Source organism: Limosilactobacillus urinaemulieris (assembly GCF_932750685.1).
Lineage (GTDB): Bacteria > Bacillota > Bacilli > Lactobacillales > Lactobacillaceae > Limosilactobacillus > Limosilactobacillus urinaemulieris.
In genome coordinates this window covers 19094-43920 of the sequence record NZ_CAKOBX010000010.1, presented here as the reverse complement: position 1 = coordinate 43920, position 24827 = coordinate 19094, and the positions used below count along the sequence as shown (strand labels likewise).

Below are 24827 nucleotides of genomic sequence, written 5' to 3'. Positions count from 1 at the left end.
TAATGATTACTAAGTGGCCTAATCATTAGTTGCTTTTGTTTAATTATTTTAATAATCTTCTTCGTACTGTTCCAGTAACTCTTGCATTTCATCATCTGTTGGCACGAGCTTAAGATAGTGCTTCAATTCTTCAACCATTTGTTCAGTGTCACCAGCCTCACGGTAAAAGTTGACTAATTCCTTTAGGAAAGTTGGATTTTCACTATAAGTAACTGCCGCTTCACGGTAGTACTTGCTAGCAAGATCAAATTTTTCTAAGCGCTGGTATGAACGAGCGAGGTTCCAGTAAATCTGCGGATCAACTTCATCCTCTTCAATTAGCGGTTCTAGCAGTTTCACGTTGGCTTCATCATTATGCGTATGCAAAAGGAAATTGCTATACTCCAAAGTAATTGTTAAGTTATCAGGATCCAATTCGTGAGCCTTCCTTAAATACTCATCCATCAACTTATTATTTCCCAGGTGGCTAGTTACATTAGCCGCCTGTGCATATAAACGGGCATTGTATTGATCGACAGCCAGCCCTTCTTGAAGCGTTTTTAGTGCTTGCTGATACTTATTTTCCTTAACGTATGCTTTGGCTAACTCAGGGTAAACAGAAGCGTATTGAGAATCATCCTTGATTAAGTCATTGAATGTTTTAATCGCATCGGTCGTCTTGCCTAACTCTAATTCTGTCAGGCCAGTTTGAAAGCGAATATCACTGGTTCGGTACTCTGGACTAACCTGATTTAGGTAGCCAAGTGCCTGCTTAAATTGACCACTTTGCGCATAACAAATTCCCAAGCGACCCGCAATATTGACCTTTGCAAACTCTGTATAACCGTTTCGGATTAACTCAAAATAATATTGAATGGCCTCATCAAACCGACTAGTCATGAAATAGAATTCACCAAGGGCAAACTGAACTGCTGGCTCATCAGAAGCAATCCGATAAGCCTCCTTCAGTTTCTCTTCCGTAACTTCATATTCGTTTTCGGTCTGATACAAATCAGCTGCCACAAGTAACGATTGCAAGTAAGCATCCGAATCAGGCTGGACTTGAGCTAAATATGCTAAAGCTTCATCATTATGACCCTCACTAACCGCAATTTCCGCCAAATTAACCCGTAACTCATCTTCATTCGGGTATTTAGCTAACAAATGGAGGTAAGCCTGCCGTGCTTGGTGCAGAAATCCCATTCCATAAAGTTCTTCTGCTAAGCTAAAGACCATATCATCACTGTCCTTAGCCAGGGCTTCAGTGAAGGATTGTTGGGCAGCTGGCATTTGTCCAGCCTGGATCTGTTCTAACATTTTTTCAGAATAAGTCATTATTTTCCTCCTCTACTATCCCCACATCACATTAATTATCTTAGCATAGTTAGGTCAAAAACAGTTATTAGCCGCACTAAAAAAGGACTGTGAGCATGATGTTCACAGTCCTTTAAATATTTATCAAGTAATCCAAAATTACTTAACAGCATCCTTCAAAGCTTTACCAGGCTTAAATGCTGGTACCTTGCTTGCAGGGATTTGGATTTCTTGACCAGTTTGTGGGTTACGACCCTTACGAGCAGCACGTTGACGTACTTCAAAGTTACCGAAGCCGATCAATTGAACCTTTTCACCCTTAGCTAATGATGCTTGGATTGAGCTAAATACTGCATCAACAGCAGCAGTAGCATCCTTCTTAGTTAAACCAGTTGCAGTTGCAACATTACTTACTAATTCTGCTTTGTTAGCCATTGAATTTCACCTCCAACATTTAACGTAACCAGAATTGATTACATCAATGAATGAATGTTAATTTTGAGTGGTCCAAAATTAACGAAACATACGAAGAACTCGTATAATTTCATTGTTAAGATTAGCATAGTGAAACCTTGATGACAAGCGGTTTATAGGCTTTTTCACCCTTTTTTCAGAAATTTATAACCAAATTGAATGATTTACTGACGCTTTCGCTTAATAATTCGGATTGGTGTCCCCGTAAAATCAAACGCCCGGCGAATTTGATTCTCTAAGTAACGCTGGTATGAAAAATGCATTAAGTCTGGATCATTGACGAAAATAACGAACGTTGGCGGTTGAACAGCAACCTGAGTACCATAATATACTCGTAACCGACGTCCATTTTGGGTTGGCGTTGGGTTAGCAGCTAATGCATCCATCAGAACATCATTAAGGACAGCTGATTGAATTCGTCGACGACTATGATCGTAAACCTCTTCAATCATCGTTGGCAGTTGATTTAGCCGTTGTTTAGTCTTAGCAGAAACAAAGATAATTGGCGCATAGCTTAAGTACTGGAATTCATTCCGAATCAAGGTTGTAAAATCAGTCATTGTCCGGTGGTCTTTATTCTTGATTGTATCCCACTTATTAACAACAATAATAACTCCACAGCCTGCTTCGTGAGCATAACCAGCAATATGCTTATCGAGCTCGCGAATTCCCTCTTCAGCATTTAGAACCACTAAAACAACGTCACTATCATCAATTGCCCGCATTGACCGCATCAATGAGTAACGTTCAGTATTTTCATAGATCTTACCCTTTTTTCGGATCCCGGCCGTATCAATCATTGTAAATTCACGACCATCCTTAGCCGTAAAGCGAGTATTAATGGCGTCCCGTGTCGTCCCAGCAACATTTGAAACAATTACCCGATTTTCACCTAGAATAGCATTAACTAATGAGGACTTTCCAACATTCGGCCGACCAATTAAACTAAAGTGAATCGTCCCATCATCTTCATTATCAGCTGTCTCAGGGAAATGATTAATCACCGCGTCAAGTAAATCACCGACACCAACACCGTGAACTCCAGAAACTGGATAAGGCTCCCCTAAACCTAATGAGTAAAAATCGTAAATATCACTTCGCCGTTCTGGATTATCAACTTTATTAACAGCCAAGACAACTGGTTTATCTGAACGATATAAAATCTTAGCAACCTGTTCATCAGCATCAGTAACACCATTTTGAATATCCACAACCAGAACGATGACATCTGCCTCATCAATCGCTACTTCTGCCTGTTGACGAATTTGTGTAAGAAGCGGTTGATCAGAAATCTCAATTCCACCAGTATCAATTAGGTTAAAATTTTTACCTAGCCACTCAGCATGGGCATAAATTCGATCTCGGGTAACTCCCGGTGTGTCTTCAACAATAGAAATCCGTTCACCAGCGATTCGGTTAAATAATGTTGACTTTCCGACATTGGGACGACCAACAATCGCAACAACTGGATTTGCCATTTTTACACCTTCCTTCTTTTATTTGAAATAAAAAGAGTATGACAAAATGCCATACCCCTTTCTAAGTTAAATATGTGGTCTCGATTACTTCAAGCCCTTTAATTGATCACCAATTAAATCACCCATTGAGAAGCCACTTTCTTCTTCAGGGGCGTTGTTCATGAAGTTACGGTTATTGTTACGACGAGGACGACGACGACCACGGTTTTCGTTACCGTTGTTTTCTTCATCCTTTGGACGTTCTTCAAGAGCCTTCATGGATAAACCAAGACGTTGATGTTCAGGATCAACGTTTAAGACCTTAACCTTAACTTCTTGACCAGGCTTCAATACATCAGCTGGTGTAGCAATGTGCTTGTGAGAGATTTGGGAAATGTGTACCAAACCTTCAACACCAGGGAAGACTTCAACGAAAGCACCAAAACTGGTTAACCGCTTTACAGTACCAGTAAGGACACTGCCTTCTGGAGCCTTTTCTTCAATGTCATCCCATGGTCCAGGCAATGTTTGCTTGATTGAAAGTGAAATCCGTTCACGTTCAGGATCAACATTTAAGACCTTAACCTTAACTTCTTGACCTGCTTCCAATACATCTGAAGGCTTGTCAACATGATCATAAGAAATTTCAGAAACGTGAACCAAGCCATCAACACCACCGAGGTCGATGAAGGCACCGAAGTTAGTCATCCGAGCAACCTTACCTTCTACAACATCGCCTGGTTGAAGCTTAGCAAAGATTTCCTTAGCTGCTTCTTCATGTTGAGCTTGAACAATTTCCTTGTGAGAAAGGATAAGACGGTTTTCACTAGGTTCGATTTCGATAATCTTGAATTCAAGTTCTTGACCCTTAAATTGGTTCAAGTCTTCTACGTAGTGATCAGTAATCATTGAAGCAGGGACGAAGCCACGTACTCCGGCATCAACTACTAAGCCACCCTTAACAGCTTGGGTAACCTTAGCAGTAATGTGTTCACCAGCATCGAACTTCTTTTGAACGTCATCCCAAACCTTACGTGCTTCAAGACGACGGTGTGAAAGTAAGTAGCTACCATTTTCCTTATCGTTACCGATCTTAGAGATAACTACTAAATCAAGTTCGTCACCGACTTTAACTGCGTCATTGATGTCTTCAACTGGCTTGGTTGATAATTCCTTAGCAGGGACGACACCTTCAACCCCTGCATCTTTAATACCAACGATAGCTTGGCGATCATCATCAATTGCCAATACTTCACCCTTAACAACATCACCCACTTTTACAGTTTCAATGCTATCAAGAGCTTCTAACATATCGTTTTTGTTTTCGTTGTTTTCAGCCATTAAAAAAAATCCTCCTTGCGACAATCAACTCTAAAGACTATTTTACTAGATGAGCGCTCACATTTCCAGTAATTATGCTAAATGTTTTTCAGTTTTTTTTATTATTTTACTAATCTCAGCAACAACCTCATCAATTGTTAAATTAGTTGTGTCTAATCGAACTGCGTCACTAGCTTGAGTTAGCGGTGAAACCTTCCGCGTTGAATCTTTCTGATCACGTAATTCGATTGCTCGCTGTAACTCTTCAAGACTTGTGGTCGTAATCCCTTTTTGCTTATTTTCTAAATAACGGCGCCGCGCCCGCTCATGGGCAGTTGCTACCATAAAAATTTTGACTGGGGCATGAGGCAAAACAGTTGTTCCAATATCGCGACCATCCATTACAATTCCGCCTTCAGCTGCAATTTGCCGTTGCTGTTTGGTCATTTCCTGACGCACAGTTGGGATCGCAGCAACTGCCGAAACATTTTTGGCAACTTTAGGAAGTCGGATATCGCGTGTTACTTCCTGCCCATTAATAAATACTCGCTGTTCTGGTTCCGCTGGTTGAAAAGTAATCTTGATCTGCTTTGCTAGTTCACTAATCTTTTCGGTATCAGTCATTACTAATCCTTGTTGTAAAGCCGCAAGGGTAACCGCCCGATACATTGCTCCCGTATCACAATAAACATACCCGAACTTCTTTGCGACTTTCTTCGCAACGGTGCTTTTACCTGCCGAAGCTGGCCCATCAATTGCAACTTGTAATCCAATCGTCATTCAATTCACTCCTCATTTACCGAACTCTTAACTGTTGTCCCGGCCTTAAATGTGCATTCGGGGTTAAACCATTTAACCGCATTAATTCATTAACAGAAATTCCGTTCTGTGCTGCAACACGATATAAGCTACCGTTACGAGGAACAGTAGCATAGCGAATCATACTTGATGATTGGCTCGCCGATGAGGAAGAACTTGTATTAACCGATGAAGAACTACTCATACTTGTTACCGAGCTCGCGTTAGTCTTACTAGACGAACTCAGAGAATTGTGTCTCTTTGAATTGGCTTCCCGTTTCTTTGGCTGGGCTTTTTTTTTAGTTGATCGTGACTGCGCTAACCGTTCAGTTCTTACCGGATGATTCATCGTTTGCTTATGGTTAACCCAGTATATCAACGGAATAGCCGCTAAAATAATTATTAAGACGATCAAGATAGTGGTAATAGTAGAATTATGTTCTCTCTGCCGACGATGTTCGGTTCGTGACAGATGACCATCACTACCTAAATCTTCACTATCAGCAAACTTCTTATCCCATAGCTTGTCGTTAGCCTCACGACTTTCTTCCCGTCGTTCACTCATGGTTGCCCCTCCTTTTTTATAAAATTAACATTCTGATTGTAGCGCAAATAATCATAGAATGTCTAGTTTTCTTTATTATGATTAATATTAAATAACTGATAAAGTCGTTCTTGCCAATTTAGTTTTACTGTTGGTTGTGTATGCTTAGTTAACCCATCATCGCTTTTTTCAAACTGTTGAAGCAATGTTTCGTCGGTAATGTCACAACATGGCACTTGGGGTTTAGCTAACTGTTCACCAAAGTATTCTAAAATCATTTGTCGGCGGCACAATTTAGTATTATTAATGTACCTTGCCATCCAATTTAAATGCTTTTTCAGACTTGCTTGTCTGTTTCTAAATGCTTTTATAATTGTCTCACCATCATAACCGTGACGAAGGTAGAAAGTAAATAATTCTCGATTATCTCCCAAAGCACTACTAGGCTGACGTTTCTCTCTTACAGCATTTAATAATTCCTTATCAGGAAGTTCAATATAATTTAGCGTGCGTTGAATCTGCTCATCGCCTGGAGAATACAGAAGCATTGCTAGACTTGGCTTACCATCACGACCTGCTCGGCCAACCTCTTGAACATAGCTTTCTAGATTCGCTGGTTCATGAAAATGAATGACAAAGCGAATATCTTCCTTATCAATCCCCATCCCAAAAGCACTAGTGGCACAAATTAGCTGAATCTGATTCTCCATAAACTGTTGCTGCAGACGGTAGCGGTCTATTGAGGCAATCCCCGCATGGTAAGCAGCCACTGTCTTATTGGTTTTCTGGTTTAACGTTTCAGCAAACTGCGTAGCTAATTTACGACTTGCAAAATAAATTATTCCGGAGCCTGCTAACCGATTAACTAAATCAATTAGATACTGTTCCTTCTCGTTAACGGAGATGAAACGTTCTACTGCATAATAAATATTGGACCGATTTACAGAACGAATTACTTGAGTAACTGTCTCTCCTTTCAACCCCATCTTTTGAATAATATCCTGACGCACTTCCGGAGTCGCCGTGGCCGTCAGTAAAAGTGTCGTTGGTGAACCGAGGTTCCTCCTTATTGAACTAAGTAAGAGGTATTCTGGGCGAAAGTCAGGACCCCACTGTGAAATACAATGGGCTTCGTCAACAACAAACAACGTAATACGAACTTCTTTTAACTTGTTAATAATCTCAGGATTGGCAAGCGATTCTGGTGAAGTAAAGATAAATTTAAACGAAGAAAGACGCTGTAAGGCTTGGTGCCGGCTTTTACCCGTCAGCTGACCATTTATCATTAGAACCCGTTTTTCGCCAGAACGATGAAGTCGATCAACCTGATCCTGCATCAAGGAAATTAGCGGTGACACAATCAAGACTGTCCCGGGTAATAAATATCCCGGCATTTGGTAAAGCAATGATTTCCCGCCACCAGTCGGCAGAATAGCCAAGGTATCCTGATGATTAAGAACTGCTTTAATCGTTTCTCGTTGACCGTCACGAAAGGCAGTGAAGCCAAATTGTTCATTTAGTTTTGTTAACAGTTGTCGATCACTAATCATTTACTCTCTCCTCATACAATTGATAGAGCCGGAAGTAATAGAACGCCGCTGGTCCGCCTGGAACAATTTCTGGATCAAATTGCCAGTCTTCTATTTTTCCTTGATAGTGCTCAGCTAGTTGATTTCGAACACTTACCGGCAAAGCTCGATCCCAATCAATCGATTCAGGATAAACGATTGCAGCTTCTAATAGGTGTTCACGAACAGTGTTAGTCTTGATTTTCCTTTTTTGAGCAATTTGACTAATCGAAATTCCTTGTTGATATAACAGTAATGTTTGGTTAGCACTTTGGCTTAACGGACTTTTTGCTAGTAAATCCGTTAATAAGCAATTCAAAACGCCGTGATAGCTATTAGCAAATGCAGCAATTGCTAGTAAGGCATCCTGTTTAATAATTGGTAGTTGGTAACCGGGAAGCTCTAACTGTTCACTAAGCTGCATATCGTTTTTGCCAGTAATTCCGTGACCAATGAGTAAATAAAAGAAATATTTCGCTAGTCGCTTGTCAGCACTTTCCAACGAATCGCCAAATAATTCAAGTTCTTGTATCAGATCGCTAATTATATTTCCTCGCCAGCTAAGAAGCCACTGCTTTACAATTTGCTGTTCATGATATTCATTCACTATTGGAGCATAATAACGATTGTGGTATGACAATTCAGAGACAACTTGTATGCCGAGCAATAACCGTTGTTCAATTCGTTGCGTGTTAGCTAACCAGTACCAATCATAAAAATGGGGTTGATACTGTTCACCTGCCAGTTCCTCTTGTCTCAGGACTCCTAAAGTAGTTAACAGCACCTGCCCGTCAAGATTCTGCTGAATTAAGTTAGCCTTAATTAATTCTGCAACTGCGTTTTCAACCTGCTTTCGTTCTAATGAGCGATCTGCCCCCGTCCAATTAAGAATACCGTACTGTTTAGCCCAGAAGAGGGTTGATACTGTTCGTCGGCTCTTTAACGTATTTTCAATTACCCTGATCCGTCGTGGCTGATGTTCATCAAAGAATTTTAACAAGAAGTTGTTCATTTTTTCACTCTCCACTCTAATTAATTATAACGAAAAGCAGTGAAAATGATCTGAATTAAAATTAGATTATCTTTAAAAGAAACAAAAAGACCGGTCTCTAATGTCCATCTTAATGGAACACTAAACACCGATCTTAAAGTCTTTAATTATTAATGCTCAAGCTGCTTTTGACTAAGCCAAGATTTTAAGCGAACAGCCACTAATGCGAAGACGGCTGAAACAAGAACTCCCTTAATCAAATTAAATGGAATAACTGCCACCGCGATTAATTCCGGAATTGGCAAGGTTGACTTCCAATTCCACAGCGCCATGTATAGCGGTGTTAGTACCCACCAATTTAATAGCGCCATCACTACAACTAAAGTAACTGTTGACGAAATACTTCCTAACCATAATTGACGCTTGAATGACCACGACTTGTGCTTCCATGCCCAGCAGAATGGTAACAGCAAGGCTAATGATGAAAGAAAGTTACCAAGAATCCCAACTAATTCCCCAGCAGAAAAGCCGCGTGTCATTGCATGAATTAGGCACTTCAGGAAAGCAATCATTACCCCAGCAGCAGGACCGTAGATAAACCCGCCAATCAATACTGGCAAATCAGAAAAATCCATTTTAAGATAAGGGGCCACTGGTAAAATGGGAAATTCAAACAACATTAAAATAAACGCCAACGCACTTAGTGAACAAACACCCACCATTTGGTGAATTTTTTGATGAGATGTAACCATCAATAACAACCTCCTATTGAGATTGTCTTCAAAATTACCTAAACATAAAATAAATACACGTTACCTAATCTGTCCCTCGGCAACGTGCATTTTATAATTCATGTTTAAATAAGTGTAGTAGAATCTTCTGCATACCAGACTATACTGTCGGCTCTGGAATCTGACCAGATCAACCATAAAGATGGGTTGCGGGCTATACCGCCGGTCGGGAATTTCACCCCGCCTTGAAGACAATTTCTATTAAATTTTTACACTTATATTTTACAAGTAATTTTTCAAACTGTCAATGCTTGACATTCTATTTACTGATCCGCTTTAAAAGCTTAACCTCGTCCTGTTTTAACTCCCTAAACTCGCCAGACTGCAAGCCGTGGAGATCTAGTGGTCCATAGGTTTCCCGGTGAAGTTTTATTACAGGATGCTGAATTGCATCAAACATTAGCTTAACTTGGTGATAACGTCCCTCATGGATTGTTAATTTGACTAAACTAGTCTGCTTTTTATGGTCAGTTTCAATTAACCGACTCTTTGCCTTTTTAGTTAAGCGACCATTAACCTCAACACCTATTCGCAATTGCTTCAAATCATTATTATTAATGATTCCCCGCACCTTTGCAATATAAGTTTTCTCTACTTCAAATTTAGGATGCATTAGGCGGTTAGCAAGCTCACCATCATTAGTTAATAGTAAAATGCCGGTAGTATCATAGTCTAACCTTCCCACTGGGTAGACCCGTTCCTCTACTCCTTCCTCTTTTAAAATATCCACAACCGTTCGCCGCCCCTTATCATCATGAGCACTCGTAATTACAGAGCGGGGCTTATTTAACAAGTAGTAGACATGAGCTTCTTGATGTAGTGGAACACCATCAACTACAACTTCATCGTGTTCGCCAACCTTAATTCCCATTTCTGTCACGGTCTTTCCATTAACTTGAACGTGACCGCTAGCAATTAATTTTTCTGAGGCTCGACGCGATGCTACTCCTGCTTCAGCCATTACTTTTTGTAGACGTTCCATTTTCTTCCTCCTGTTGTTTCTGTCGTGCCTGTAACGCTTCCAAGAATAGGTCACCATTATTCATGTCATCTAAATCAAGATCTTCTTGTTTAGCTAGTGGAGGTAAATCCTTCAACGAAGATAAGCCAAAATAATCCAAAAAGCTATCCGTTGTTACATATAAAAATGGCCTTCCGGGAGCATCCAATCGTCCATGGGTATCAATCAGTCCCCGAACCATTAATTTCTGAAGCGATCCTGAACTCTGAACGCCACGAATATCATCAATCTCCAAACGAGTAATTGGTTGACGGTAAGCGACAATTGCCAAGACCTCCAGCAATGCTCGTGTTAGTGGGATTGTCAGTGGTACCTCAAAATAGTGCTTAATAACCGGCGACAACTCGTGTTTAGTTGCTAACCGATATGTATCACCACTATTTAACAATACCAGTGCTGAACCAGTATCATTTTCATACTTCGTTTTTAACTGTTGAAGCAATCCAAGTACAGCCGGCTTCATAAAACCGGAAATCTTTGATAAGTCGCCTAACGTAATTCCTTCATCCCCACTAATGAAAAGAAGCCCCTCAATTTTGGCTAGGTTTGTTGGCTCGATATTGTTCACTCTTTGATCCCTCCACTAAAATAATTGGCCCGAATAGCTCGTCCTGGTGAACGGCAATCGCCTGATGCTTAGTTAGCTCTAATACTGCTAAAAAGGTTGTTACTAGTTCATCACGGGTACATTGACCAGTAAATAAATCATTAAACCTCGTTGCTGCTTGACTAACGGTTGCAAAGACCTGGCTCATCCGTTGAGCAACACTAATCTTTTCCGCTGCTACCGTTTCGTGAACCGGTGCGGCTAATTGACGGCGCCTAAGAACATCTGCAAATGCTCGTTGAAGCTGTCCAAGGGTAACTCCAGGTTCAACATGCTGGGCAATCATCTCAGCAGGAACATGCATTGCCGGTCTGGTATACTCAGCTTGCCGAAAATCAGCTTTGTCTTTCAAATGAGATGCCGCTTTTTGGTAACGTTGATATTCCAGTAGCTGTTCGACCAGTTCTTGCCGTGGATCCGCCACTTCTTCGCTTGGTTCCGCTACTTCTACTTCTGATTGTGGTAATAACAAGCGACTTTTTATATTCATTAACGTTGCTGCCATCACAAAATAATCACCAGCTACTTCAAGTTGGTGACTCTTCATTGCCCGTAAATAATCAAAGTATTGTTGAGTAATCTGCTCAATTTGGATGTCATAAATATCCATCTTCGACTGACGAATTAGGTGTAAAAGAAGATCGAGCGGTCCTTCAAAGCTACCAATTTTTAAGGTAGGCTGAAAAGGATACCGTGGGATCACTTCCTGATCATTTTTCATTATTTCGCTCCCAGTTTGATATTAGCGGTTGTGTTTTTAACGTTCCCATTAATCGACGATCCTGGTATTGCTCGTGAATTGCAGTTAGTAACGCATAAACATTTTTCCCAGAACGATCAGTCGGTGTAAAAGAAAGATGGCGAACCAAAACGTACGCTTCCCCTACCTCTATAACAATAATCCCGATAAAGTGATTATCATCGGTATCTTTCCATAAGTATATCTGGTAATTTTTATCTAAAGAAAACTTAATTGCACTTGCTAGCTGATCATAATCCCGTAATTCTGGAAGAAAGGATAGGAGACCCATTGCAATTTTCTCATAGTCTTTTCGATATTTAACTAGCATACTTTCCCCTTCTGATTAATTCAAGCTCGTGGATGGCAACGACGATAAATCGCCACAAGTTCTTGTGTATTAAAGCGAATATACGACTCAAAACTTTCACGACCGGTTTCTCGACCAAGCAACGTCTGAACAGCTTGCCAACTAGCACCATTTTTCAATAAGTCTGCAGTAAAAGTATGGCGAAGCGTCTGTAATGTGATTTTCTTTGATAAACCGGATTTTCGAACAATCTCCTTAAAGTTTTTCCAAACTCCCTGTCGCGTCATTTTCCCGCCACGAGCATTTAAAAAAACGTAGTCACTTGAAACACCTGCAGTTGCTTTAAGGTATTTTGCCAACCATTCCCTAGCCATTTTACCAAGGGGAACAATTCGTTGGTGACGAGGGTTATCTTGAATTTGCAGAATTTGTAAATCAAAATGGACCTGCGAACGCCTTAAATTTATTAGTTCGCTAACCAGCATCCCCGTTCCATACATTAACTCCAGCAACGTCCGATCACGCAAGCCAGTAACTGTAGTTGTGTCAGGGATCGCAAACAACTGCTCAATTTCCTGCTGGGATAACGTTACGGGAGTCTTTCTTACTGCAACTTCTTCAAGGTCGATATAGTCCATTGGATTTGCCTGAACCTCATGTCGACGTAAAAGGTAGCGATAAAGTTGTCGAAGGCTTGAGATCGTCCGATTAATTGTGGTACTAGCACGATCTTCACGTTTCATCTCAGCAATAACATTAATTACTGCATACTGATCTACTTCCTGCCATGTATTAATACCACTGGCAGTAAAAAAAGCCACACATCGTTCTAAATCATGACGGTAGCTTTCTCCCGTATTTCGTGAACGACCCTTTTGAGTCATTAAATAATCAATAAAGTGATCAATTGTTTCCTGCATTATCATTTTTCTTTTCTCGGAGAACTAATTGTCCTTCTTCTTCCGTTACTAAATCGGCCTTTAAAAGGTGCCCGATTGCTCGCTTAAATTGTCCTTTACTAATGCCAAAAACTTCCCGAATTACACCCGGATCCGTTTTATCAGTATATGGTAAGCGGTGGTTTGGGTTATGCTCCAGCATTGCAAGGAGCATTTTAGCATCCTCACTAATTGCCTGGTAAGCTCGCGGCTTGAGTGAGAGGTTCAACCCACCGTGAGAAGAAAGGCCAATCACCCGAGCTTTTACTCGTTGACCAAGGCGCGGTTCCTGATCACGTTCACTTGGATGAATGTAGCCAAGGTGGTAACCGTCAGTTAATACAAAAGTGCCACTCATTTTTAGCCGATAAACAGTTGCATAAGTATCCCGATTCAACAGTCGTTTATTAGGGGCAGTCGAAATAGCCTGGTAAATTTGTTCATCTGCCAATTTGCCCCAAATCCGGTCCTTATCGTCCACCTGAAGAGCGAGGAGAAGCCGATCGCCCGGTTGTGGCCAAAGGTGCTTTAATGATGGCAGATCATCTAATGAAACTGCAATATCCTTATTTGGTAAACCAATATCAACAAATACTCCTAGGTCTCGACGGACACTAACTACAGTTCCGTAATCATAATGGTCTACCTGAACAGTTGGAATATGCTTACACGTCATTTGTAGTTGGTGATCTTCGTTTTCATAGACAAATCCCCGAACTTGCCCACCGATATGCAAAGTCTGAGGACTCTCGTCTTTCGGTAACCGGTACGTTTGTCCATTGCGGTCAGGTTGGACAAAGTAATCCTTTTCGTTTTCATCAATCATTACTGCCGTAACAACTTTTCCTAATGCTGAATTCATCAACTAATCTCACTTTCATTAATCCGATTTCATTTTACTAATAAATAATTTTACACGGCTCTAACTAATTTTACTAGTACTATGGGAAACAAAAAAAGAAGGGTGGAAAAAACGTTTAGTTTTTTCTCACCCTCTACCTATACTTAATGATCTCCGAATTTACAGAGTCTAATCGCGGGAATTAACTGAGGGACTCGAGCCTAACTACGAACGATTCTGATGATTTCATCATCATTCATCGTTCTAGGTTAGTCAACCGTCCCTCCGAGAAAGTTAATTCCCAGCTTCAAAAAAGAAGCTGAGAATTCCTCTCAACTTCTTTCATTATTCTGATAACTTTATAAGACTTAATTAGTCAATAGTCTTAATCCGCATCATGTTAGTAGCACCCTTAACACCCAAAGGTACACCGGCAACAACGATAATCTTGTCACCCTTCTTAGCAAAGCCAAGTTCAACAGCCTTCTTGGCAGCCAAGTCAAACATCTTATCGGTGTTGCTCATTTCATCAACAACGTATGGTTGAACACCCCAGTTGATCATAAGTCCGCGTTCTACTCGTTCGTTAGGTGTAAGAGCAACGATATCAGCATTAGGACGGTACTTAGAAATCATCTTAGCAGTGTAACCAGATGCAGTGTAAGCAACAATGGTGTGAATATCTAAGTCCTTAGCTGCGTTAGCAACAGCAGAACCAATAGTTTCGGTAACGTCTGACTTATCCCAATCAAACTTTTCAGTACCAAATTCCCAAAGGTGGTTTTCAGCCTTAATGTCAATAGCGTTCATCATAGCAACTGACTTAACAGGGTAGTCACCGTTAGCACTTTCACCAGAAAGCATGGTTGCATCAGTACCATCAAAGACAGCATTAGCAACATCAGATACTTCGGCACGAGTTGGCCGTGGGTTTTCTTGCATTGAATCAAGCATTTGAGTAGCAGTAATTACTGGCTTACCTAATTCGTTGCAACGCTTAATCATGTGCTTTTGAACAATTGGCACATTTTCAGCAGGAATTTCAACACCCATGTCACCACGAGGAACCATCAAACCATCAGAAACTTCAATGATTTCTTCAAAGTTGTCGATACCTTCTTGTGATTCAATCTTAGGGAAGATTTGAACGTCTTCCATGTTCTTTTCCTTAAGGAGTTCACGGATATCAAGAACATCTTGAGCCTTACGAACGAATGAAGCTGAAATGTAGTTAATCTTGTTATCCAAACCGAAGCGGATATCACTGCTATCCTTTTCAGTAATTCCTGGTAAGTTGATAGAAACGCCAGGAGCGTTAACACCCTTCCGAGAACCAAGTACACCATGGTTAAGAACATGGCAAACAAGTTCCTTGTGTTCTTCATCCTTTTCGTCGATCAGCATGTCAATCAAACCATCATCGAAGAGGACGTGGCCACCAACATGAGTATCATCGTAAAGGCCTGGGTAAGTAACGGCAATCTTGTCATGAGTACCTTCAATTGAAGGATCCATAGAAATACGAACTTTGTCGCCGATTTCGTAGGTAATCTTACCTTCCTTTTGAACAGTTGTCCGAATTTCAGCACCCTTGGTATCAAGCATCAAACCAACGTGCTTACCAGTAATTTTTTCGGCCTTCTTAACGTTTTCCATCCGACCCAAGTGTTCTGGGTGGTCACCGTGTGAGAAGTTAAACCGGAAAATATTTGCACCAGCATTAATCAACTTAACAATGGTGTCAACATCTGTACTTGCAGGACCAAGTGTACTTACAATCTTGGTTTTCTTCATAAATGAATCTCTCCTTTGCATTTATGCATCAACTGCGGTTTGCAATCGCATACCTCATTTGCACAGCCTTATGATAGCACTTTTTAAAATCTGTGTCTGTACTTTTTTGTGAAAAGATATCAAGAAAACGCTATCATTTAACAAATCTCATTAACTCTTAATTTTTTAACTCATTGAGGGCTTCGCTTAAGAACCACATTATCCTTACCAAGGATTTTCACCAGTCCCTGACGCGTTTCAACTTGCGAATTCAACCACCGTGATTGTGGTTGCATCTTTTTTTGATCATTTTCTGGATAATAAATAATCACTGGAATAGGGCCCCGATGAGATGTCATAAACTGATAAAGTCGTTGGAGAACCTGCTGATTATCATTTTCTGGCATAATTCGCAAAAACCACCGCTGTTGGGTGTGCCGTTGTCGTTGACGCAATTCATTAGCGTCTCGAATCTGATCGACAATTACCTGAAGACCATGGCCCTCACGTTGCTCCGTATGTCCGTTAATCATTACTACCTGGTTGCTATTCAGCAATGATTGATATCGGGTATATTGTCGTGGAAAGACCGTGGCCTCGATTTCGCCAGTCTGATCTGTCCCTGATAGGAATGCCATTTGACGGTGATCCTTTTTAGTATGAATTGTTTTAACCCGGTTAATTAACATTAATATTGTAACAGTTTGGCCGGGACGAAGCTGACTTGCTGGCTGAACCCGGTACTTAATTGCTAGATCTTGATACTGGGTCACTGGGTGTCCTGAAAGATAGACCCCCAAATATTCATTTTCCCTTGCCAAGCGCTCTGTTAATGGATACTCTTGACGGGCAGTAATTGTAGACTGCAATTCCGGATCTGTTTCTAATTCATTGGTGCTACTAAATAATTGAATCCCGGAAATTAACATTGGTAATGCATCAATCATTTCAGCACGATTATAGCCGAGATCATCGAATGCACCCGCATAAATCAGCGGTGCAATTAATTCCGGTTTTTGCCATTTGCTAGCTAAGCGGGAAATGAAATTACGAATATCCTTATAGGGACCATTTTGTTGTCGTTCCTGCAGAATTTCACGAATAAAGTCGCGCCGAAGCCCCTTAATAGCGGTCAAGCCGAAAAATAATTGATTCTGGTGCAGCGAAAACTGCTGCTGACTTTCATTAATCCGAGGGCCAACTAGCTCAACACCAGAACGACGGGCATCCTGAACATGCATCTTTAATTTTTCAACGTTCGGTTCAGCATTCATCAACGCAGTAAAGAATTCAGCAGGATAATTAGCTTTTAGGTAAGCCATTTGGAAAGCCATCTTTGAGTATGCAACCGCATGTGACCGATTAAAACCATAGTTTGCGAACTGGTCAATGTAGTCAAAAACCCGTTTTGCCAAGTCCGCCGAGTAACCATTTGCTTGGGCGCCCTTCATGAATTTAGTCCGCATCCCCTCCATTGTCGCACGCTTTTTCTTACTCATCGCACGACGCAGCAGATCGGCTTCACCCAAACTAAATCCCGCCATTACCGACGCCAGTTGCATTACTTGCTCTTGGTAGACTAAGATGCCATACGTTGCTCCTAAGATTGGCTCTAGTGATGAATCAGGTAACTGATAACTCTCCTTCCCCTGTTTACGCGCAATAAAGTGAGGAATATTTTCAAGCGGACCAGGTCGATAAAGCGCGTTGACCGCAACAATATCTTCAAAACTGTCAGGATGAAGATTAACTAATACTTCCCTAATTCCCGCTGACTCAAATTGAAATACACCATCAGTTAAGCCTTTTTGGAAAAGAGCCAACGTTTTAGAATCTGCTAATGAGATCTTTGAAAGATCAAACTGTGGATTTCGCTGACGGATTAATTTCAAGCTATTATCCATTATTGAAAGGTTGCGTAAACCTAGGAAGTCCATTTTTAATAGTCCTAATGCTTCCACGGTGTCCTTGGGGAATTGAGTCATCAATAACCCTTCACTTCCGTTCTGCAGAGGGACAATCTCATGAAGCGGCTTCTCAGATAAAACAATTCCCGCCGCATGAATTGAGTAATGACGAGGAAGGCCTTCCAGTTTTTGTGCTACTCGGTATAGTAACCGATATTCTGGGTGATCATTCAAAAGGTTGCGTAACCGCTGGGATTCTTTCAAGCTTCCTGCCAGACTAATGTGTAACCCATGGGGAAGTGACCCCGTTAATTCATTGATTGCGTAACGATTTAATCCAAAAACCCGACTCACATCACGAATAACCTGCTTAGCGGCTAGCGTCCCAAAAGTAATAATTTGAGCTACCCGACTGTGTCCATACTTTTGGTGGACATATTCAAGAACCTCGCTCCGTCGATTATCTGGGATATCAAGATCAATATCCGGCATTTGAGCTCGTTCAGGATTAAGAAAACGTTCAAACAGAAGATTATATTGCAGCGGATCAATATCAGTTATTGCTAAAGCATAGGCTACTAATGATCCTGCGGCTGATCCCCTTCCTGGATCTGTTGTAATTTTTGTCCGGTGAGCAAACCGCATTACGTCCCAAACGATCAGGAAATAGTCATCAAATCCCATTTCGTGAATTACTTTTAGTTCTTTAGCTAACCGCTGTTGGTAGTCAGTTAATTTTAGCCCTGGCGCAATCTGCCGTTTTTTTAGTCCTTCAATGCACAAATAATGAAGATATTCAGCAGAAGATTTCCCGGTTGGCGTATCAAAGTGCGGAAGAATTGGCTGCTTAAATTCAAAGTCAATATTACACTTTGTTGCAATTTCAACCGTTCTTTCAGCCGCTTGCTCAAGATTAGCTGCTTGGTAGGCCGTTAAAATATCTGACTGGGGTTGAAGGTAGTTCTTTCCAAGTTCTTTAGCTTTTACTTCAACGTTTTCCAACTGAGTATTAGCATCAATCGCCTGGAGGACTTTACTGGCAAATAGATCATCGGCATTCAAATATTCAACTGTGCCGACCCCTACTAATGGTAAAGAATGACCTGCTGCTAGTTGGGTCAATGTTGAGCGCTGAATTTGGTCTAATTGGGGATTAATTCCTAAAAGGAGACTATCCTGGTCAGTACTCTCATGAAGAAGATTAACGACTGCATCCTCAGCTTTTAACCAGCTAAAAACTGTCGATTGTGGCGGAATAATAACATATAGTGATGAAAGAAACGGTTTGATTTGTTCAAAAGTTAACGGAAGCGTATCGCGATCGCTTGTTTGTTGACGAGTGGAAAGCTCCATTAAATTTTGGTAACCTGAACGATTTTTCGCTAAAAATAGTAATTCTAAGTTTGTCCCGTCAACATTGTTTAACGTAATCGTTAATTGCAAGCCGATTATTGGCTTAATGCCTGCTTTTTTAGCAGCGTTATAAAAATCAATTGCCCCGTATAATACGTTCTTATCGGTCAATGCAATTGCAGAGTAACCGCGTTCTTTTGCGGTTGTGACTAGTTCAGCAATGCGAATCGGGCTTCTTAACAGGGAAAAGCTACTTTTTACTTGGAGCGGTACAAAATCCACCTTCATTCATCCCCCTTTCTTTAAGAAATTATAACAAATGTCGTTAAATTATGCTGTGAAAGGCTAGCGAGATTATTTAGTAAGTGTTAAAATTATTTTAATTGAGATGGACAAGGAGATGTTCCGAGTGAAACTATTAGAAGCAAACATCGGTGCTGGTGTCATTGCTCTCATTTTAGGTGAGATCTTAGCTTACATTGATAGTCAACTAGAAACAATGACCCCAGATTACCTACTCACTGGTATTTTGGCCGTTGTATTCGGTTTAGTTGCCGCTAACTGTGTATACTTCATCACACGAAAAGCTGATCCATCAAAAAACTAATTCCTAAAAGAACTAATAAAAAGAACCAGGGAAGTTAACTTTCCTGGTTCTTTTTATTATGCCGCCCCGCTAAGTTTTTGCTTAGCTAAAGCGCAACAATAAATCATAACTTCAATCACGGCAATAAAGAAACTAACTGGCCAATTGGTTAAATAGCCAAGAAACAATCCCAGCCAAGTTCCTAAAAGGGAAAAGAGGATCGCCAGGCCAATCATTCTAGCAACTCCATGAGTGAAATATTTAGCACTAGCTGCTGGAAGAGTTAATAGAATAAAAATCAATAGTGAACCAACTATCTGCGCTGCCACACTCACACTCAACGCTAAAATGATTAAGAAAATAACTGAGTATAGTGTAGCATTAAGGCCACTTACCCGCGCACCAATCGCATCAAACGAGGTGAATTTCAACTGTCGATAAGTAATAAAGATTACCATCAGGACAACGATTGATAACCAAATCAATTGCTGGACTTCACCCAAATTAATCCCGACAACACTCCCAAATAGAATATTAGTCGCTGAACTAGCATTTTTACTGCTTAGAGAAAGGAATAGGATCCCTAAGCCAATAAAAAGAGCGGAAACCGCACTCGTTACTGCTTCACGGCGCGATTCTTTAATACTCATTTGACCAACCAGAATTGAACTAAGCATTGTGAAAAGGATCATTCCATTTAAGACCGGCCAGCCAATAAAGACAGCAAATGCGCCCCCGGCAAAACCGATTTCCGACAAAGTATGAGTCAAAAAGGAAAGGTTCCTGGCAACAACAAAAACACCGACAAAACCACTAACTATTGCAATAAAGGTACTAGCAACAAAGGCATGGCGCATAAAACTAAGCGTTAACATTACTCAGCCTCCTTTTCCGGGTGAGGAAGTTCATTAATTGGACCTGTCAAATAGCCATCCCCGGTCATTTGAAGGAAACGAGTTCCGTAGTGCTGAGCTAATTCCCAATCGTGGGTAACAAACATTACGCTCAACCCCTGTTGTTGAAAGCGAGTAACAAGATCCAATAATTCATACTTCATTTCATTATCCAAACTAGCTGTTGACTCATCAAGAATTAATAATCCAGGTTTGGGCAGCAACGCTTGAGCTAAATATGCCCGCTGCTTTTCGCCACCAGACGCTAACCCCAACGGTCGGTCAGCAATCTTTTGTAAGTTAGTTTGACTAATTATTTCGTCCACCCGTTGGCGTTCACTTATTCTCAACCACGGGAGAAAACTATGGCGAACGTTTAACGCAATGAAATCACGAATTGAAAGCGGGTATTCCTGATCAATATTACGGAATTGCGGAACATAGCCAATTTTGGTTTGCGGACTAATTATTATTTCACCTTTTTGTGGTTTAATAAAGCCTAGCATTGAGCGAACAAGGGTTGTTTTACCAACTCCATTTTCCCCGATAACTACCAAAAAATCTCCCTGGTTAATATTAAAGCTCAAGTTATCGATCACTTGATGATTACCATAGGCAACCGTTAAATCATTAACTGTAACAATTGACATTTTTACTTTTCTCCCTGCTGAATTCGTGAAAGATTCCGGTACTGTGAAAGCATCCACTCCTGATAATTTTTCGCACCATTTGGTTTAGTCTCCGTTACCTTAAGCACCGGAACATGGTTTTCACGGGCTAACTTTACTAATCCATTAACAACATGATCACTAGTTTGAGAATTCTCAACAAAAAAAGCGATCTCATGGTTCTTTATTGCAGATTGTAATTGTTGAATATCGTGTGGCGATGGATCATTACCATCTTCAATCGCTTTTTCAAAATGCTGATCCACTATCTGATAACCAAGCGCAGCTAATGAATAATCAAAGACCGGCTCACTAACCGCAACCTTATTATTTCCCGGATTAACGTTTGCCTTAATTTTCGCGATTTCTTGATCTAATGGCTTCAAAGAATCGATATACTTTTGGGCATTTCTCTGATAGTAATCACGGTGAGCTGGATCAAGTTTACTATATTGATTAGCTAATTGTTTGGCTAATCTTTTCATCGTTGCTGGTTCATACCATAGATGCTCATTATCACCTGAATGTTTCCCCATTAATTGACCAACATTAATCACTTTTCGGGCCTGACGATGACTACTAGATTTAACAACCTTGTTCAACCACTCATCATAACCTAAGCCATTCTCGACCACCACATTGGCAGTTCCTACTTGCTTTGCCTGAGCAGTTCCCGGCTGGTAGTCATGAGGATCAATAGAGGCATTATCAATGATTGATGTTACCTTACCGTACTTTCCGGCAACCTGCTGAGCTGCTTCCCCATAAAAATTAAGACTAGTAACCACTTGGATTGGCTTTTTATCAACATTGTGCGTTTTAAACGGGATACAAGATAAGACTAAAACGACTAGTAATAGACTAACTAGACACCCCACACCAATAAAATATCTCTTCATTGTTTCTCCCTTTAAGAGTAATAATTACTATTAAGAACAATTGATATCTTACCGAACTATTCGTTTAAATGCAAGGTTAAACTGAATAATTATTAAAAAAGGATTGACTCCGGTTGAATATCGGAATCAATCCATTAATTAAGATTTAATAAAATGTCTACACTTCAGTTTTACCGATTACTGAAGCCCATTATTTATGTTAATGTGTTAGCCGTCATTTTAATTTTCAACGAATATTCATTAGTTCAAACTATTTAATTCATTAATCTTAAGAAGAACATCTAGTGCCTTTTCCATTGTTTGCAGGGAAACATATTCGAAACGACTGTGCATATTTTCCCCACCAGCAAACAGGTTTGGTGTTGGCAAGCCCTTATAAGAAATAGTTGAACCATCAGTACCACCACGAACTGGATAGATTACTGGCTTAATATCCAAGTCTACCATCGCCTTTTTGGCAATTTCAACTGACTCCATCTTCTCCTTTAAAGCATCCTTGAGGTTATAGTACTGATCGTATAAGTTCATATTGATTCGCTTACTGCCTAACTCAGTATTCAAACCATCAACGATCCGTTCTAATAAATGCTTCCGTTCTTCAAAAGTTTCTCGATCATGATCACGGATAAGGTAAACCATGCGTGCATGATCAACGCTGCCGTCAAATTTATAGAGGTGGAAGAACCCTTCACGACCCTCTGTTCTTTCAGCCCGTTCATGCGCTGGCAAACTATTGTGGAGATCGATTGCAACCTGGATGGCATTAACCATTGTTCCCTTAGCAACTCCGGTATGAACATCCTTCCCAGAAATTTCAATTTCTACTTGGGCAGCGTTAAAGGTTTCATACTCTAATTCGCCTAATGGACCACCATCAACAGTATAAGCAAAGTCAGCGCCAAAATCATCAACGTCAAAGTGGTCAGCACCCGTACCAATTTCTTCATCAGGGCCAAGGCCAATCTTGATTTCACCATGCTTAACTTCTGGATGCTTCATGTAATAAGCTGCCATTGTCACAATTTCGGCGACTCCTGACTTATCATCGGCACCCAATAAAGTTGAACCGTCAGTAGTAATTAACGTATCCCCCTGGTAATTCTTCAAATTAGGAAATTCTGTAGTTGATAAAACATAGTTACCATCCTCATCAAGTTGAATGTCACTCTGTCCATCATAGTCTTCAACAATTTGCGGGTTAACGTTATGGGCATTAAAATCAGCTGTATCAACGTGTGAGATATAGCCGATTGTTGGAACGTCATGGTCTAAGTTACTTGGAATCGTAGCATAGACGTATGAACACTGCGGATTAATATGAACATTACTCAACCCTAAATCTTTTAATTCTGCTGCTAATTCATTTAAGAATGCTGTTTCCTTAGGGTCAGAAGGAACAGTATCTGAATCAGGATTAGAACGGGTTTCTGTTTTTACATACTGTAAGAAGCGTGGTAATAAACCTTCATATTTTTCTTCTGTCATTGTTAATTCTTCCCTTCATTATTAACCATAAAATTAAATGGATCGGTATTCAACTTATTACGAATAATGGTAAAATTCCAATTATTTTCCTTCTTCCACTGTTCAAACAAATCAGCCAAGCACGACTCACAAATTGCTTCAATATGATGACCGGGATCAACTACCATTAAATGGTTAGCAACCATATCATGACCAAAATGATAGGTAACATCTCCCGTAACATAAGCATCTGCACCCTTTTTCACCGCGGTTTGCCAGAAGTCTTGGCCAGCACCACCAAGAACCGCGACCCGGCGAATCGGCTTATCCAGATCCGCTGATGCAGCTAACCACCGTAGCCCATTAACATTGAAAATTCGCATACAGTATTGAGCAAATTCTCTTGCATTCATCGAACCATTTAACGTTCCAATTCTTCCCATCCCAACTGGTTGTCCAGATACAGGATCAATGCCGGCTTCAACAAGCGGTTCCAGATTAGTTAACCGTAATCTAGCTGCTAGCCAATCATTCATCCCCCCATTAGCCGTATCTAAATTAGTATGAGCAGCATACACCGTAATTCCATGATTAAGTAGCTGCGCATACATTTCATTCTGCGGAATTCGGGTATCCAGATTTTTTGCTGGATGAAACATTACCGGGTGATGCGCAAAAATAAAATCGACATCTTGCTTAATTGCTTCTTGAACAACTGCTGGTCGAACATCAAGAGTTGTCATCAACCGGTTAATCGGTCGATCAGGATTGCCTAATTGTAATCCGGGATTATCCCAACTTTCTGCAAGCTGCGGACTCGCAAATTGCTCAAAGCGCTGAATTAATTCATTTCCTGTCGTCATTAATTAAGGACCTCCCTTATCAAATCAATGTATTCCTCCTGTTGCTTAATTTTAGCAACTGGTGGTTGACTGGCACGTTTGATCTGCTGGAGAACATTCTCTTGCCGCTGCAATTCATTTTGCCACTTTTGGGTAAATACGGGAGAACGCTGTTCAAGCAAAAACGGTCCAAAAGTTAACTCATACTTACTATAACGAAACGGAACAATTGACGGCTCAGCAACAATTACTTCATAAATATGACCATCTTCAGCGACCATTCTTTCAGCCATAATTTGAAATTGATGGTTCATTAACCATTCTCTTAAACGGGCCTCACCAACATTCGGCTGTAAAATTAATCGAGTTACCCCTATTAATTTTTCTGGATGAGCATCAAGAATTTGGGTAATTAATGCCCCGCCCATCCCAGCAATTGTAATTGTATCGATTCGATCACTATCTTTAATTGCTGCTAGCCCATCAGCTAGTCGTGCTTGGATAATCTTTGCTAAATCTAACTTCTTAATCTCACTAACTGCATTTTCATAAGGCCCCCTTACAACTTCACCAGCAACTGCGTATTCAATCTGACCTTGCAGTGCTAATGCTGCTGGCAAGTAGCCATGATCTGACCCAATATCGGCTACTCGTGCGCCTTGAGGGACAAATTTAGCAACAGTTGTTAAACGCTGGGATAAATTTTGTGCATCCACTATACCATTTCCTCTCAACATTTCTTTATATATT

General features: G+C 40.6%; 24 protein-coding genes and 1 riboswitch. Of the genes, 1 reads left to right on the top strand and 23 read right to left on the bottom strand.

Annotated features, from left to right (window positions below):
• Positions 1-48 precede the first annotated feature (48 nt).
• The 17 genes from MR181_RS07655 to dnaE form a co-directional block, all read right to left on the bottom strand.
• Positions 49-1314, bottom strand: a complete 1266-nt coding sequence (locus tag MR181_RS07655; protein ID WP_242336701.1) for a tetratricopeptide repeat protein — start codon at positions 1312-1314, stop codon at positions 49-51.
• A 138-nt stretch (positions 1315-1452) separates the two neighbouring features.
• Positions 1453-1728 carry an HU family DNA-binding protein gene (locus MR181_RS07650; RefSeq protein ID WP_003717019.1) on the bottom strand — a complete coding sequence of 92 codons (276 nt, stop codon included), beginning with the start codon at positions 1726-1728 and terminating at the stop codon, positions 1453-1455.
• Positions 1729-1931: 203 nt separating this feature from the next.
• Positions 1932-3245: a ribosome biogenesis GTPase Der gene (der, locus tag MR181_RS07645; RefSeq protein ID WP_242336699.1), complete on the bottom strand. Its 1314-nt coding sequence runs from the start codon at positions 3243-3245 to the stop codon at positions 1932-1934.
• An 84-nt stretch (positions 3246-3329) separates the two neighbouring features.
• On the bottom strand, positions 3330-4565 hold the full coding sequence (gene rpsA, locus MR181_RS07640; RefSeq protein WP_098044580.1) for a 30S ribosomal protein S1: 1236 nt from the start codon (positions 4563-4565) through the stop codon (positions 3330-3332).
• 72 nt (positions 4566-4637) lie between these two features.
• Positions 4638-5324, bottom strand: a complete 687-nt coding sequence (gene cmk, locus MR181_RS07635; RefSeq protein ID WP_242336697.1) for a (d)CMP kinase — start codon at positions 5322-5324, stop codon at positions 4638-4640.
• Positions 5325-5340: 16 nt separating this feature from the next.
• On the bottom strand, positions 5341-5907 hold the full coding sequence (locus tag MR181_RS07630; protein WP_242336695.1) for an SAG1386/EF1546 family surface-associated protein: 567 nt from the start codon (positions 5905-5907) through the stop codon (positions 5341-5343).
• A 62-nt stretch (positions 5908-5969) separates the two neighbouring features.
• Positions 5970-7436, bottom strand: coding sequence for a RecQ family ATP-dependent DNA helicase (locus MR181_RS07625; protein ID WP_242336693.1), 1467 nt, complete (start codon positions 7434-7436; stop codon positions 5970-5972).
• Positions 7429-8466, bottom strand: coding sequence for a helix-turn-helix domain-containing protein (locus MR181_RS07620; protein ID WP_242336691.1), 1038 nt, complete (start codon positions 8464-8466; stop codon positions 7429-7431). The genes MR181_RS07625 and MR181_RS07620 overlap by 8 nt, the downstream gene beginning before the upstream one ends.
• Before the next feature lie 149 nt (positions 8467-8615).
• Positions 8616-9197, bottom strand: coding sequence for an ECF transporter S component (locus MR181_RS07615; protein WP_191911259.1), 582 nt, complete (start codon positions 9195-9197; stop codon positions 8616-8618).
• A 118-nt stretch (positions 9198-9315) separates the two neighbouring features.
• Positions 9316-9433, bottom strand: a riboswitch (FMN riboswitch).
• Positions 9434-9495: 62 nt separating this feature from the next.
• Complete coding sequence (locus MR181_RS07610) at positions 9496-10218, bottom strand: pseudouridine synthase (RefSeq protein WP_191911258.1); 723 nt, start codon at positions 10216-10218, stop codon at positions 9496-9498.
• Positions 10190-10825: an SMC-Scp complex subunit ScpB gene (gene scpB / locus MR181_RS07605; RefSeq protein ID WP_242336689.1), complete on the bottom strand. Its 636-nt coding sequence runs from the start codon at positions 10823-10825 to the stop codon at positions 10190-10192. Before scpB ends, MR181_RS07610 begins: the two co-directional genes overlap by 29 nt.
• The gene (locus MR181_RS07600) at positions 10788-11585 is read right to left on the bottom strand and encodes a segregation and condensation protein A (RefSeq protein WP_242336687.1); all 798 of its coding nucleotides are present in this window, start codon (positions 11583-11585) and stop codon (positions 10788-10790) included. The genes scpB and MR181_RS07600 overlap by 38 nt, the downstream gene beginning before the upstream one ends.
• A complete protein-coding gene (locus MR181_RS07595; protein WP_242336685.1) occupies positions 11575-11934 on the bottom strand; it encodes a reductase in 360 nt (119 codons plus the stop codon). Before MR181_RS07595 ends, MR181_RS07600 begins: the two co-directional genes overlap by 11 nt.
• Positions 11935-11954: 20 nt before the next feature.
• A complete protein-coding gene (locus MR181_RS07590; protein ID WP_242336683.1) occupies positions 11955-12833 on the bottom strand; it encodes a tyrosine-type recombinase/integrase in 879 nt (292 codons plus the stop codon).
• Positions 12817-13713 carry a CvfB family protein gene (locus tag MR181_RS07585; protein WP_242336681.1) on the bottom strand — a complete coding sequence of 299 codons (897 nt, stop codon included), beginning with the start codon at positions 13711-13713 and terminating at the stop codon, positions 12817-12819. Before MR181_RS07585 ends, MR181_RS07590 begins: the two co-directional genes overlap by 17 nt.
• A gap of 351 nt (positions 13714-14064) precedes the next feature.
• Complete coding sequence (gene pyk, locus MR181_RS07580) at positions 14065-15486, bottom strand: pyruvate kinase (protein WP_242336678.1); 1422 nt, start codon at positions 15484-15486, stop codon at positions 14065-14067.
• 170 nt (positions 15487-15656) lie between these two features.
• Positions 15657-19007, bottom strand: a complete 3351-nt coding sequence (dnaE, locus tag MR181_RS07575; RefSeq protein WP_242336676.1) for a DNA polymerase III subunit alpha — start codon at positions 19005-19007, stop codon at positions 15657-15659.
• Positions 19008-19125: 118 nt separating this feature from the next.
• Between dnaE and MR181_RS07570 the strand changes: the two genes are divergently transcribed.
• Positions 19126-19332 (top strand): DUF2929 family protein, encoded by a 207-nt coding sequence (locus tag MR181_RS07570; protein WP_040531151.1) that lies wholly within the window; start codon positions 19126-19128, stop codon positions 19330-19332.
• Between the two features lie 56 nt (positions 19333-19388).
• On the opposite strand, the gene MR181_RS07565 is transcribed toward MR181_RS07570, so the two are convergent.
• From MR181_RS07565 to MR181_RS07540, 6 genes are all read right to left on the bottom strand, one after another.
• Positions 19389-20186 carry a metal ABC transporter permease gene (locus MR181_RS07565; protein WP_242336674.1) on the bottom strand — a complete coding sequence of 266 codons (798 nt, stop codon included), beginning with the start codon at positions 20184-20186 and terminating at the stop codon, positions 19389-19391.
• Complete coding sequence (locus MR181_RS07560; protein ID WP_191911250.1) at positions 20186-20854, bottom strand: metal ABC transporter ATP-binding protein; 669 nt, start codon at positions 20852-20854, stop codon at positions 20186-20188. The genes MR181_RS07565 and MR181_RS07560 overlap by 1 nt, the downstream gene beginning before the upstream one ends.
• A 2-nt stretch (positions 20855-20856) precedes the next feature.
• On the bottom strand, positions 20857-21771 hold the full coding sequence (locus tag MR181_RS07555; protein ID WP_242336671.1) for a metal ABC transporter solute-binding protein: 915 nt from the start codon (positions 21769-21771) through the stop codon (positions 20857-20859).
• A 240-nt stretch (positions 21772-22011) separates the two neighbouring features.
• Positions 22012-23256 (bottom strand): peptidase T, encoded by a 1245-nt coding sequence (gene pepT, locus MR181_RS07550; RefSeq protein ID WP_242336668.1) that lies wholly within the window; start codon positions 23254-23256, stop codon positions 22012-22014.
• 2 nt (positions 23257-23258) lie between these two features.
• The gene (locus tag MR181_RS07545) at positions 23259-24098 is read right to left on the bottom strand and encodes a Nif3-like dinuclear metal center hexameric protein (RefSeq protein WP_242336665.1); all 840 of its coding nucleotides are present in this window, start codon (positions 24096-24098) and stop codon (positions 23259-23261) included.
• A complete protein-coding gene (locus tag MR181_RS07540) occupies positions 24098-24793 on the bottom strand; it encodes a tRNA (adenine(22)-N(1))-methyltransferase (RefSeq protein WP_242336662.1) in 696 nt (231 codons plus the stop codon). The genes MR181_RS07545 and MR181_RS07540 overlap by 1 nt, the downstream gene beginning before the upstream one ends.
• Between the last annotated feature and the right edge of the window lie 34 nt (positions 24794-24827).